At 56.5% G+C, this 12,779-nt stretch carries 11 protein-coding genes and 1 tRNA gene; 4 read left to right on the forward strand and 8 right to left on the reverse strand.

All coding sequences use genetic code 11. From position 1 onward, the window contains the following. From ACF8AM_RS04455 to pdeM, 3 genes are all read left to right on the forward strand, one after another. On the forward strand, positions 1–280 hold a 280-nt coding region (locus ACF8AM_RS04455; RefSeq protein ID WP_392554475.1), incomplete at its 5' end, for a hypothetical protein. 116 nt (positions 281–396) lie between these two features. Further along, positions 397–2,889 carry a ligase-associated DNA damage response DEXH box helicase gene (locus tag ACF8AM_RS04460; RefSeq protein ID WP_392554476.1) on the forward strand — a complete coding sequence of 831 codons (2,493 nt, stop codon included), beginning with the start codon at positions 397–399 and terminating at the stop codon, positions 2,887–2,889. Beyond that, on the forward strand, positions 2,886–3,548 hold the full coding sequence (gene pdeM / locus ACF8AM_RS04465; RefSeq protein WP_392554477.1) for a ligase-associated DNA damage response endonuclease PdeM: 663 nt from the start codon (positions 2,886–2,888) through the stop codon (positions 3,546–3,548). The genes ACF8AM_RS04460 and pdeM overlap by 4 nt, the downstream gene beginning before the upstream one ends. A gap of 161 nt (positions 3,549–3,709) precedes the next feature. On the opposite strand, the gene ACF8AM_RS04470 is transcribed toward pdeM, so the two are convergent. The 7 genes from ACF8AM_RS04470 to moaA form a co-directional block, all read right to left on the reverse strand. Next, positions 3,710–3,783 (reverse strand) — tRNA-Arg (locus tag ACF8AM_RS04470). Between the two features lie 98 nt (positions 3,784–3,881). After that, positions 3,882–4,970: an AAA family ATPase gene (locus tag ACF8AM_RS04475; protein WP_392554478.1), complete on the reverse strand. Its 1,089-nt coding sequence runs from the start codon at positions 4,968–4,970 to the stop codon at positions 3,882–3,884. After that, on the reverse strand, positions 4,967–6,532 hold the full coding sequence (locus ACF8AM_RS04480) for a hypothetical protein (RefSeq protein WP_392554479.1): 1,566 nt from the start codon (positions 6,530–6,532) through the stop codon (positions 4,967–4,969). The genes ACF8AM_RS04475 and ACF8AM_RS04480 overlap by 4 nt, the downstream gene beginning before the upstream one ends. Continuing rightward, positions 6,529–7,398 carry a DUF4129 domain-containing protein gene (locus ACF8AM_RS04485; RefSeq protein WP_392554480.1) on the reverse strand — a complete coding sequence of 290 codons (870 nt, stop codon included), beginning with the start codon at positions 7,396–7,398 and terminating at the stop codon, positions 6,529–6,531. Before ACF8AM_RS04485 ends, ACF8AM_RS04480 begins: the two co-directional genes overlap by 4 nt. After that, positions 7,395–8,477 carry a hypothetical protein gene (locus ACF8AM_RS04490; protein ID WP_392554481.1) on the reverse strand — a complete coding sequence of 361 codons (1,083 nt, stop codon included), beginning with the start codon at positions 8,475–8,477 and terminating at the stop codon, positions 7,395–7,397. Before ACF8AM_RS04490 ends, ACF8AM_RS04485 begins: the two co-directional genes overlap by 4 nt. Continuing rightward, positions 8,467–9,576 carry a stage II sporulation protein M gene (locus ACF8AM_RS04495; RefSeq protein ID WP_392554482.1) on the reverse strand — a complete coding sequence of 370 codons (1,110 nt, stop codon included), beginning with the start codon at positions 9,574–9,576 and terminating at the stop codon, positions 8,467–8,469. Before ACF8AM_RS04495 ends, ACF8AM_RS04490 begins: the two co-directional genes overlap by 11 nt. Positions 9,577–9,867: 291 nt before the next feature. Then, positions 9,868–10,878 (reverse strand): GTP 3',8-cyclase MoaA, encoded by a 1,011-nt coding sequence (gene moaA, locus ACF8AM_RS04500; RefSeq protein ID WP_392554483.1) that lies wholly within the window; start codon positions 10,876–10,878, stop codon positions 9,868–9,870. A 76-nt stretch (positions 10,879–10,954) separates the two neighbouring features. Here moaA and ACF8AM_RS04505 point away from each other — a divergent pair, with 76 nt between their 5' ends. Continuing rightward, the gene (locus ACF8AM_RS04505; RefSeq protein ID WP_392554484.1) at positions 10,955–11,236 is read left to right on the forward strand and encodes a hypothetical protein; all 282 of its coding nucleotides are present in this window, start codon (positions 10,955–10,957) and stop codon (positions 11,234–11,236) included. 76 nt (positions 11,237–11,312) lie between these two features. Here ACF8AM_RS04505 and ACF8AM_RS04510 read toward each other — a convergent pair whose 3' ends face one another. Next, positions 11,313–12,611 carry a prepilin peptidase gene (locus ACF8AM_RS04510; protein WP_392554499.1) on the reverse strand — a complete coding sequence of 433 codons (1,299 nt, stop codon included), beginning with the start codon at positions 12,609–12,611 and terminating at the stop codon, positions 11,313–11,315. Positions 12,612–12,779: the final 168 nt, after the last annotated feature.

Genomic DNA, 12,779 nt, shown 5'->3' on the forward strand with positions numbered 1-12,779 from the left:
GCTTGAGCCCAGTTTGGCAGAGGAAGGCCTTGAGCTTGGGAGCGACTTCGGGGACGATGATCATTGGTGGGGCCTTCAACGTGAAGGGTGTAAACACAAGCAACTCGTCATGGGTTGGCCCCGCCTTTCATTGCAATACCAATCTGGCGAAGCTCACGCAAAAAGCGCAACTTCAAAACGCGTGAGCGAGGGACCATGCTGCGTGGTGGTGAGTCCCTCGCTGACGCGTCGGGTTATGAAAAAACCAATGCCACACGCAAAAGCGCAACTTCAAAACTGACGCGTCGGGTTGGGAAGATGACCTGGCGCAGTGGCACACCGATTGCGTTATGGACGGAGAACCGCTGCGGTTCAGTTCACTGAGGCCGCGAATCCCCCAGCCATTAATTGGATGCTTTGAAAAAACCTTTCCAGCTCAAACGCGAAACACCCACTCAGACTATCGACCGCTACTTCGCCTCGATTGGGTGGAAACCGTTTGCGTTTCAACGCTCAGTCTGGCGGAGCTATCGCGATGGCTACAGCGGGCTGTTGCACTCCGCGACTGGGACCGGAAAGACTCTGGGCGTTTGGATGGGGCCGATCCTGAATTGGTTGCAGGAGAACCCTGACCGTTCGAAATGGAATCCCAAGCGAAGTCCGGCTGCTCGCGTCCTTTGGATCACGCCGCTGCGTGCGCTGGCCGGTGACACAGAGAAATCACTCCGCGCACCGCTCGATTCGCTGGGGTTGCCGTGGACCCTTGAGTCCAGAACGGGCGACAGCAAGCAGAGTGCAAAGCAGCGGCAATTGAAAAAGCTTCCGACGGCACTCGTCACGACGCCGGAAAGTCTCTCGTTGATGTTGACGCATGAGAAATTACTGGCTCAGTTGTCTCAATTGGAATGTGTGATCGTCGACGAATGGCATGAGTTGCTGGGCACGAAGCGTGGGATTCAAACCGAGCTGGCATTGTCACGGCTTCGTTCACTCAATCCCAATCTGCAGATCTGGGGTGTGTCGGCAACTCTCGGCAATTTGGCTCAGGCGTGTGAGGCCTTGATGGGCGACACTCCGACCGACCGAGTCAAAGTGGTGGAAGGACACAAGAACAAAAAAATCAATTTGGAATCCATCATTCCGGAACAGATGGATCGGTTCCCCTGGTCTGGGCATCTCGGCACCAAAATGGTTCCACAGGTCGTGCAGTTGTTGGAGTCCGTCCAAAGTGCGTTGGTCTTCACCAACACACGATCGCAAACCGAAATCTGGTATCAAAATCTGTTGAAGCAGAAACCCGATTGGGCGGGGCAGATCGCGATCCATCATGGTTCGCTTGACATGTCCGTCCGCCAATGGGTCGAGGACGGTTTACGTGCAGGGAAGCTTCGTGCGGTGGTTTGCACCAGCAGTTTGGACCTGGGAGTTGATTTCACCGCCGTGGATTTAGTGGTTCAAATCGGCAGTCCCAAAGGGGCAGCGAGATTGTTGCAACGGGCGGGGCGAAGTGGGCATCAGCCTAACGCGACGAGCAGGCTTGTCTTTGTTCCCACCAATGCGATTGAACTGATCGAGTTAGCGGCTGCACAAGACGCCATTCGCAGTGGTCGCTTGGAAGCGCGGCCGATGTTGAACAAACCGCTCGATGTGCTCGCTCAACATGTCGTGACGATCGCGATCGGTGGGGGATTCACCAAGGACGCTCTGCTAGAAGAAGTTCGCACGGCATATGCTTATCAATCTTTGACAGACCTCGAGTGGCAATGGGTGTTGGACTTCGTCGTCCGCGGGGGTGAGTCACTGGAAGCCTACCCGGACTACCACCGCGTCGAAGTCGTCGACGATCGATTCCAAGTGACGCAGCGACGGACGATCACCAACCACCGGATGAACATCGGCACGATTGTCGCCGATGCATCGATGCAGGTGAAATATCTAAAGGGAAAGACGCTTGGGAGCGCAGAGGAGAGTTTTCTTTCAAAACTGAAACCCGGCAACAAGTTTTTGTTTGCGGGCCGGTTGGTGGAATTGGTACGCGTCAAAGACAACGCGGCGTACGTGCGTCGGGCCAAGGGAAAGCCTGATTCTGTGCCGCGTTGGATGGGCGCCCGCATGCCGCTTTCGAGTGAACTGAGCGACGGACTCCGGCGCCGAATCGAGCAGGCTTCTGAGGGGACGTTCGTCGGTCGAGAAATGAAGTCGCTCAAACCGTTGTTGGAATTGCAGTCGCAATGGAGCACGCTGCCCCGCAGCGATGAACTGTTGATGGAAAAGGTCAAGACGCGGGGCGGGCATCACGTTTTCCTGTACCCATTGGAAGGCCGTTTGGTTCATGAAGGCTTGGCGGCGCTGTTTGCGTATCGAATGTCACAGCGACGGACGCAGACGTTTTCCATTGGTTGCAATGACCACGGCATCGTGTTGCAGTCCCCCACGCCAATCGAGGTTGAACAGGCGGTGACCGCTGGGGTGTTCGCCACCGGTGACTTGGTCGAAGAGATTATGGAAAGCATGAACTCGACCGAGATGGCAAAGCGTCAGTTTTGTCAGATCGCACGCGTTGCCGGTTTGATTCACCCTGGTCTGCCCGGTCGGCGGAAAAGTGCCGGGCATCTGCAAGCCAGCAGCAACTTGTTCTTCGATGTGTTCTGCGAGTACGATCCGAGCAACATGTTGTTGGAACAGAGCCGTCGAGAGGTGTTGGAGCAGCAACTGGAATCTTCGCGAATGCGGTTGGCTTTGCAACGCATTCAGGCGAGCCGCATCATTCTCAATGAACCGAAACGTGTGACGCCGTTGGCGTTCGGGTTGTTGGTCGACAAATTGCGGGAACGGGTCAGCAGCGAAACTTTGGCGGATCGAATTCGAAGAATGCAAGCTGACTTGGAATTGGCGGCGGGCAAGCCATGAAGCCTGGATCGATCTTCGCGACCTTGGCCGGCACCCGAATGCAACTTTTCGCGTCGCGGGCAGCGTTTTGCCCGGAGCATGACACGTTGTTTGTCGCGGATCTGCATCTGGGAAAGGACGCCACGTTTCGCCGTCATGGGATTCCGGTGCCACTGGGAAGCAGTGGTGAAACCTTGCAAACCATCTCGCGATTGCTGGCGGATACGAATGCATCTCGTCTCGTGATACTTGGGGACTTGTTCCACGCAAGATCATCGCTCACGACTGAGACCGTCGCCGCCGTCGAATCGTTTTTCGCCGCGCACTCGCGAGTGGAATTCCTATTGGTCCGAGGCAATCATGATGCACACGTCGGGAATTTACCCGGCGATTGGCCCATTCGAACCGTCGAGGAAGGCGAGCGAATGGGGCAACTAGCGCTGGGGCACCATCCTGGTCCCGTGCCAGATGGAGCCGACCTGTGGTTGTGCGGTCATTTGCATCCGTCGATCCGAATCGGCTCGGGGCGTGATTCCTTCGGAAGGTTGCCGTGCTTCTGGTACTCGTCTGGATGTCTCGTCTTTCCAGCCATCGGCGAGTTCACCGGAACCCACGTCGTCCAACCTCAGAAAGACGATCGGACTTGGTTGGTTGCCGAAAGCCAAATCATCGAACTGTGAAACGAACCCTCCGCCGTTCGTTTGTGTTGTTGGTCGCGCTGACCTTGGGTTGAAACCCAAGGCTGGCAGATGCCACCGCTCCGCGGTTCTTGCTCAGCGGATGGTGCGAGCGTACGAAAAAAGCCGTGTCAGCGGTTTGCTGAACACGGCTTTTGGAGCAGTACACCCCACTGGATTCGAACCAGTAACCTTCGGTTTCGTAGACCGATGCTCTATCCAATTGAGCTAGGGGTGCTTCTTCTAATTCGTCACACGCGAGTCGCTTTCGCGTCGCTTGCGAGGGCGTGAAAATATCGGCTGGTTCGATTTCTCGCAAGGGGGAATGACTAACTTTCAGTTCCTTGGGACTTCGATTCCTCGAATCATGGCCCGCAATTCCTCATCAACGTTGCGACCCTCAATTTCGGCCTCCGCCGTCAACGAGACTCGGTGCCGCAAAACAGGCAAAATGATCTCCATCACGTCGTCCGGGACCGCGAAATCGCGGCCGGAGAAGGCGGCGATGGTGCGAGCGGATTGCATCAAGGCGATTCCAGCTCGTGGCGACGCGCCAATGTGGAATGCCGGCCACGTTCGCGTGGAACGAATCAATGAATTGATGTAATCCACCAAACGATCTTCGACGCGAACTTGGCTGCACGTCGAGATGACTTTTTGAACGATCTCCGGGTTGGTGATCGGTTGGATCTCGTCTTCCAATCGCTTCCCAAAGTCGACTTGCAGCGAATGCAATTTCAGAATGTCCGCTTCTTCCTCGGCGGAGGGGTAGTCGACCATCAGCTTGAACATGAACCGATCGAGTTGGGCCTCGGGCAAGTTGTATGTGCCTTCGCTTTCGAGCGGGTTTTGCGTGGCAAGCACCAGGAATGGTTTCGGCACCGGATGGCTGGTTCCGTCAATTGTGACGCGGTATTCCTGCATGATTTCAAGCAGCGCCGCGTGAGTCTTGGCCGGCGACCGGTTGATCTCATCGGCCAGCAACAACTGCGTGAACACGGGGCCGGCACGGAAACGAAACTCGCTCTTCTGCATGTCGAAGACGGGGGCGCCCGTGATATCCGAGGGCATCAAGTCAGCGGTGAACTGAATGCGTCCGAATTCGCATCCAAGGATCCGTCCGAGTGTTCGCACGAACAGCGTTTTGCCCAAACCGGGAACCGATTCGATCAGCACGTGACCGCCGGAGAACAACGCCGTCAACGTGCCCAGGACCAGTTCGTCTTGCCCAACGTAGAGCTTGCCGACTTCGGCCTGGATCATCTCAAAGAGCTCTTTGATCTTGGCGAATTCGGGCGAGACCGGTGGAGCTTCGGGCGCCGAGGCACCAGAACCGGGTTGGGGCAACGCAGATTGGTCGCCGCCAAGGTGTTCGGGGCCGGGGGTGTCTTCGGGCAAGATGGGTGGCAAGGAAGGATCGTTCAAGGCGACTTCTCAACGGGCTCGTGAGGACTTGGCGGGTCGAATGACGGTGCGACAGGGTTTGCGAGGGCGTTGGCCTCGGGCGAATCAGTGTTTGTGGATGCATTCGTTGGGGACGACTCATCCGAATCAGCGGGCGCTGGCGAGGGATCGTTCGGTGCGGACGCGGTTGGTTGGTTCGGAACCGCAAACAATTCGGGTTCGCCGCGAACGACTCGCATGTAATGGTTGATCTTTTCTTTGGCAAAGTCCATCCCACCGGCTCGGCGCATCAAGACGGCCATCGCCGTGAGATGGTTTCCAAAGTGAGTGGAACGATGGTAGACGACTTGTCGGGCGCGACCGAAAGTCGGCAGCAGCATCAAGCACATCACCACGCCCAGAAACAACGCGTGAATCGTGATCAAGCTGATTGGCCACGTCGTCAACAATTCCATCCCGGTTTGTGCGGGAGCCCCGGGTTCGGCATCCGAAATGGGAACCCACATGTCATCCGTGGACAAAAAGCCCAGGCTGACTCGTTCGTCCGGCCCGACTTTGGCAGTCGACAAAATTTCGGCGCGAAGGCGATCTGCCATTTCCAACGCGGGTTCGTCTGTCATCGCGAAGTTGGTAAGCAGGCCTCCGCCGGCGACGACGAAGATTCGCGAATCCTTCCATTTGGGATGTGTGATTCGGGCAAGCAGCGTGACATCGTCGGTTTGGTCGAGAGGTTCGAACTGGATCGAGGGGCGGGCGTTCTCGTTGGAGTCATCCGATTGTTCTTCCGCCGCCTGGTCTTGCACTGGATCGTCTGATTCGACGACTTCGGAATCGCCGTTGCTCGTTGTGCCGGCGGGTTGGGCTGCGGGAATGCTGGTCGCCACGGTCGTTTGTCGCATCGGATCAAAGGGATGCAGGTCATAAGAGACGACGCGGCGATTGTCGACATTCTTCCGCGCGGGAAGGCTGCGAGCCGTGAACAGTCTCCCGACCGTCACGTCATCACGACGCACGTCTTCGAGCAATCGCAGGTTGATCTGTTGAGCCAATCGGCGGCGGTATTCCAAACGTTGTGCGGGTGGTGCAACCTGCGAGGCTTCACGCCAGTAGGCTTCCGTGCTGCCTTCATCTGGAACGATAAACACGATTGTGCGGTTACCGCTACGAAGCCACGACACCATCCAATCCGCGACCTCGGCGGAGTTGGCAGGCGGCCAATTGGTTGGAATCCAAACAATTGCATCGTGTTGATTGGCTCGAGTCGAAAGACGCGTCAGGTTTCTCGCCCGCAATTCCGCGTCTTGCCAATCATCGCCGAGCTGGGACCGTTCAGTGGCGGTCAGCTCTCGCGACAATGAGTCTCTCAGAGCCCCAAAACCGTTGAGGCTTGTTTTGCCACTGGTGCCATCTGACTTTCCGTAGCTCGTGTTGAATCGACTGCAGCCAACCGACATCAAAACGCACAGTAACATCAGGCTGACAACGACCCGATTGACTGGCATCTTCCCACGAGAGGATGGGCCATGATCGCTGGACGCGGTATTGCACTCAGGATTGCGAGACTTCAGGAGGGCGACGTTCATGCTGCCCCCGGTGTTCGAACGGCGTCCGCGGCTTGGATCTCTTGTTCCAGCATCGCGTTGTATTGCCAGAGTCGTTCGAATTCGGCTTGAGACAATTCGTGCCGTCCAAAGTAGGCCCGTTCAAACGCGGAGACGGTTTGCTGCAAACGCGTTCCTGTTTCTGTTCGAGACCGTTTGGTTTCACGAACGTAGCGGCTGTTGGTCTTCCCGCGAGCCAGCCGCAACCAGTGGACTCGGTCGAGCAGTAGCAATTGATGGCCGTACAGGTAGATGATGGCTTCGTTGAACTTACCCGCACGCATCAAACGTTCGGCTTCGGTCCGCGGATTGACGTTTGTGTCTCGCAGCGCTTCTGGTAACTGCTCCATGCGTTGACGGGTTTGGCGATCGATGGTTTCGCCTTTTAAAAGTGATTGTTCGATGTTTCCTGGTGTGAAGTCGAAGTCACTGTTGGCAAATACCCAGGCCAGGATCGATACCAAACCAATCAGTAATCCCCCCAGCATCAACCAGCCAAACAGTCGAGCGAATGAAAAGTTGGTGTGGGGTGCGGGATTCGCCGCGGTGGTTTTGTTCGAGGTGACGGCCGTCCAGCGACTGGCTCGATTTTCCGCCTCGCTGCGTTGGTCTTCGACTTCGACAGGAAGCAAGTTGCCGGTTTCTTCGTCGAACCAGACTGAGTCGCTGACGGGAGAAATTCGCGATGATTCAGTGGCTGTCTCGGCGGACCATGCGATCGTCGACAGACAAACCAGTTGGCATGTCAAAAAACAACCCAACCAAAACGTTCGAACGAATGGAATCGAGGTTCCGTGCGAATGACGAAACCGAGTCGGCATCGACGCGAGCATCAGAGGGGAGGTCATGGGCGGACCTCGACTTCAACCGGTGGTGTCGAAACGTCGGATTCCGAATCCGCGACAAGGATGGCTTCTTCGGTTTGATCGTTGGCTTGGTCCGTCGGCGACATGTTGGGTCTCCGGTTTCGCGAACCGGCCAATGGAACGTTCTGACGTGTCACGCCGCTTTGTCCCGTCATCGCGTCTTCCCCAAATTGACGAATCGCTTCAGCTCGGATCGCCAGTTCGACTTCCCAGCCTTCCAATCGAATACGAGCGTCGAGGTAGCCCAGCAAGCGGACGACGACGGTGAAAGCCGCGATGATCCACAAAGCCAGCGGGAGAAACACGACCATCGCCACGAGGTCCGTCGTCCAATTGGAAGTCGCGATGCCGCGCACCCAAATCAGCGAATAGTAAACGGAACATGTCAGCACAAACGATGTCCCGGCGACAGTCAAGAATCGCCCCCCTAGTTCACTGGACATTGGTCCGTGCAAACCCTTGGAACGCCTTGCCAGCGTGATGACATTGGGCAATCGTGAACGAAGTGGGCAACGCTCTAAGACCAGCATCTCGGGTACAAAGGGGCGGTTGCTGCGAATGACGGCGGCCAGGATCAGGATCAACCAAGGCAAAATGAAATCGATGAAAATGTCTGAGTCGGTACCGATTCGAAACGCCAGCAGCAACGTGGTGGGGATCGCGAGTCGTTTGACGCCTAGGATCCAAAGTAGCGGCCAGCGAAGTTTCCAAACCTCCGCGAACGTGTGTCGCAAGGTCGGCTTCTGTTCAAAAACGGCTTGCCCCAGATAGAACGTCGAGAATGCACCCGCAAAAGGTGTTTGCAGAACGACCAGGACGCTCATCCAACTGGCATATCGAATCAGATCCGACAGCGAATCGTCGGTGAAGAACTCGTCGGCGGCGATTCGTAACGGCAAGAATGAAAGCAGGATGGCGTTGATCACCATCCAAGGTGCAGCACCAGCAAAGAATGCTCGCGTCACCGCGACGGGGTAGCGCCGAAGCATCAACAGAGCTAAGTCACCGATTTCCGATAGCGATCGGACTCGGATTGCGATGTGGGTGCGATCAAGCTGCACGGACGCTCGCACTCCCATCGTCATTGAGGTTGGCGAACGAGTTCGAATTGGCATCTGAGCCAGAAGGGGTGTCGTCCAAAATCGTCGAGACAGGATCCCCGCCCGGTTGAGCATGGCGATTGCCGGGAAAGCCCAGGACGACGAAATAGAAGCTGATCATGCTAGACGACATCACCGACCAACCGGCTTTGAAGGTGTAGGCAAGCGGACTTGGCGAGATAAAACCTTCCGTGAAAGCGGCGAGCACAAACAGGACGGCGGCTGCCGAGATCACCGGAATGGCTCGCACAGCGGAACGACGAACCGAGTCAATTCGGCTCAGTCCACCGGTGGCGAACAGTCCCATTCCCAATCGCAATCCCGCGGCGGCGGACAGGGCAATCGCGGTCAATTCAAAAGGGCCGTGAGCAGTCACGAACTCAAAGAAATTGTCTCGGCTGGCGACGTCTTCGCGAGCCATGTAGCCAAACACCGTCCCCAGCGTCACGGCGTTGCTGGACAGAATGTACAGGCAGGGAACAATCAGAATTCCATAGGCAAAGCATTTCAAGCCGATCCCGGTGTTGTGCATGATGTAGAAGCTGGACATCTGCACGTAGTGATCGAGACCGCCGACCAACTCCATTTCATACATCTCTTCCATCTGTTCCAGCCCGGCGTCGCCAACGATGACGTTTGCGAAATCGGGGAACAATGTTTGTTGGTAGCCCAAGTACATCGACAACGCGAAAAGGCCGAAGAACACGAGCGTCGCGACGCGGACGCAGGCGTCACCGTAGATTTCACGAGGCGCAACGCGAAAGATCATGTCGAACCAACCGGTCGGTTCAAATTTGCCGGCTCGATAGAGCTGATTGTGCGAGCGCGCGACGAGTCGGTGCAGGTAAGTCACCGTGGCGGGAGGCAATTGGTACGCGTCGGCCAAAGCCAAGTCCGCACATGCACCGCGATACAGCGTTGCAAAACGAACGATGCCAGCGGCACCTTTGTATTGAGGCCCAGCCTTGTCCGTTCGACCTCGAACTTCCATTGCCTCGCAAAGACGTTCCAATTCGCCCCAGTTCGATCGTCGTTTGTCGAGCAGATTGGCGATGTTCATGCGAGCGATTATAGCGAACGATTCTGGAACGCGGGGGGCCAACGGCGTCCTGATTGTCCGTTAAGCGATGATTGTCGCTTGGTTTGTTTCACCGCTCGCCTCACGCACGCAATCAACGTGTCACGGCCTCGATCGTTTTCATGACATCCGCCGCGTTCGGCTAGCGGTCTGTCACGACTTGTTTTTAGCGTAGTGGACGAGGCGACGAGTCCTGAACCGGCCTCAAATCCAACGACTCGTCGCCTCATTCACTACGATCAACTCTCACCATTAGCGTTGTCCGACAGACCACTAGCCACCAATCGCATGCATGGGACGATCGGGAGGGCGGAAATTGTTTGAGTCGATGCCGTGAGCGGCGTGTTTCTCGCCCACACACTGTTGGATCTTTTGTATCAGCATGTCATCGTCGCACCCGTCACGCATTGCGTCACGCAGTGGCGTCTCCGTTTGAGCGAACAAACAATTTCGCAGTCCACCATCGGCGGTCAATCTCAAACGGTTGCAATCGCCGCAAAACGGACGCGTCACGGAGCGGATGATTCCGATCGTGCCTTCGCGTCCTTCCGATGAAAGCACAAACGTTTCAGCAGGTGACGACAGATGTTCGCGCCCCGCCGGAGTGACTTGCCCGAACGCTCGGCTTAGCAGTTCCAAACAGGCGTCGCCGGACAGCACATCCGCGGATTGCCAAGCGCGGTCGCTGTCCAGTGGCATGAACTCAATGAATCGCAGCGTCACGCCTCTTTCAATCGCGAAGCGGACCAAACCGACCAGTTCCGATTCACTGATTCCTCGTATCGCAAGTGCGTTGAGTTTGATCGATTCAAACCCCGCTTCGATGGCCGCATCGATCCCGGCGATCACTTGGTCGACTCCTGAGCGACGTGTGATTTTGACGAAGGTGGCTTCGTCGAGTGTGTCCAGTGAAATGTTCAGTCGCTGCAATCCCGCGGATCGCAATTCAACCGCTTTTTCGCGGAGTAGTATCCCGTTGGTGGTCATCGAAAGATCGGCTAGCCCTTCGATTTTGGCTAGCATCGCGACCAATTCAACGCAGTCGCGACGGACCAACGGTTCTCCGCCAGTGATTCGAATGTCCCGCACCCCGCAGCGATGAACCATCAACCGAGCCAATCGTTCAATTTCTTCGAACGTCAACACACTGCTACGCGGAAGGAATTCCGCATTGTGTTCAGGCATGCAGTAAAAACACCGGATATTGCAACGATCCGTGATGCTGATGCGAAGGCTGTTGTGGCGTCGACCAAAGCGATCGACCAATGCGATGAGATCGGTCATGTTGGTAGACTAACCGCTCCGCCCCCATCACGCGATGCGAATGACGAGCGAAACGGCAAGGGGCCCTTCAACGCCGATGAACGCGAATCTGACTTGTAAACGCTGGTATTTCATGACGAACCACTGGGAAAACGATTCGTGGCAATCCAGCTACGACGATGAATTGGATGATGACGCCGGCGAAGGCGAAGAGCATTCAGACGAGTGGGACGACGATGATTACGAGGACTTTCTGGCCCGCGAATTCCCCGATTCAACCGACCGAACGGACTGGGCCGGAGGAAAACCAATGTGGCATATCACTGTCTGGGTGGTGTTGGCGGTCTTCGTCGGCGGATTCCTGTTGACGCTGTTTTGACTGGAATGTCCCGAACTCATTTCCATTGCCTTGAGAGGTCGGGGCGTTTTCGAAGCTCAGTCCAAATGCCTTGCATTCATTCGCCGTCTGGGATCACTTGCAACCGAATTTTTCGAGTCACCCACATCATGCCAGCCAAGATCGGTGGCATCGCGATCGCCATCCACAGCAGAACGTCACCCATCAGCAACAACGTGGTTCGAAACCGTTCGTTGTAAACGTCGTCCCAGAACCAGACGACTAACAAAGTTCCCAGGCACAGGTAAGGACCGAACGGCGTTCGCGGATCGCGAGTCAACACAAACACAACCAAGACAATCATCAGTGCGGCGATTGGCGAGAGAAAGAAAGCGAGGATGCTGCCTTGCCAACCGATCAACGCGCCGATCATCGCCATCAGCGTGACATCGCCAAACCCCATCGCCTCCATTTGGATTGCCCAACCGCAAACCAAGCGAACGATCCAAACAACGCCGCCTCCCACCGCCAACCCTGTCAAGGAAGTCAGCATGCCCATCCAGCCAATCGGCGTGGTGGAGTAGACCGCAATGATGATAGCCGAACCCGCCAACCACATTGCGACCAAGTACTTCCATGAGTTGTGCCGGGTCAATCCGAGCCAGAAATAACCCCAGGCTTTGGACCATCCACGCCGCAAGTAGAACCGTCGGTCGGCAAGCGCGAAACACCACACCGCCCAGATCGCTAGTCCGGTCATCAGTCCGTTGGGGCTGGTCCAGAACGCTGAGAGCCCAAACGGATGGTTGGCCAAAACCGGTGCGATGCCGACCACGGCGTTGCTGACCACCGTTCCCGGCAAAAACGCAAACGGGGTGATCGTTCCGAGGGCAATCGCGGCGATCGTGCCGGGAATCGTGAGCAGGTCGGGGATGGTGCGTTCGTCAAAGTCAATGAACGTCGCAGCGATCAACCAAACCAAAAAGCCAGCGTGAAAGAAGAACAGCAATGCCATCCAGTCCGTGCACGCAGCAACCGTGGCCGGTGTGACTCCCGCGGGCAACAATTGTCCGGCCAAGTAAGCTCGATGCATCCAAGGCAAAACGGCGGCCAGGGAAAGTTCGATCAGGACTGGCCGGACCCAAAACCAACGTCCAAACAATTCTGCCTCCCGGCGCAGACGAAACCACCCCAGCACGGGCATGCGGTCCGCCCAAGTGCGAGCGGGAAGTGCTTTCGACATCGATGCGAATTGGGGCAGCAACGGCCAACGTTCTCGATCCACCCAAGGTGAAATGGGGCGGGGGTACCAGCACCACGTTGGGATGATGTGGTTGGCGAGGGCACCGCCGAGAATCCCCAACACCGCCAAAATCACGGTTTGTGTCGACGAAGAAAGGGACAACCACTCCGCCATCCAGCCTGACAACCAAACCGGCGTTATTCCCCCGATCAAGTCGCTTGTTGGCGAATGTTGAGCCAATGCCTGTGTTGGAACCAGCGTCACTGCTATCGAATCTGTGACAGTTGGGGGAGTGGTCAGATCAATCATGCGGACTTTGCTGGCGGTTGCAGGAAGCGGCAC

Source organism: Rhodopirellula sp. JB055, assembly GCF_043100905.1.
In the GTDB taxonomy this organism is placed as follows: Bacteria; Planctomycetota; Planctomycetia; order Pirellulales; family Pirellulaceae; genus Rhodopirellula.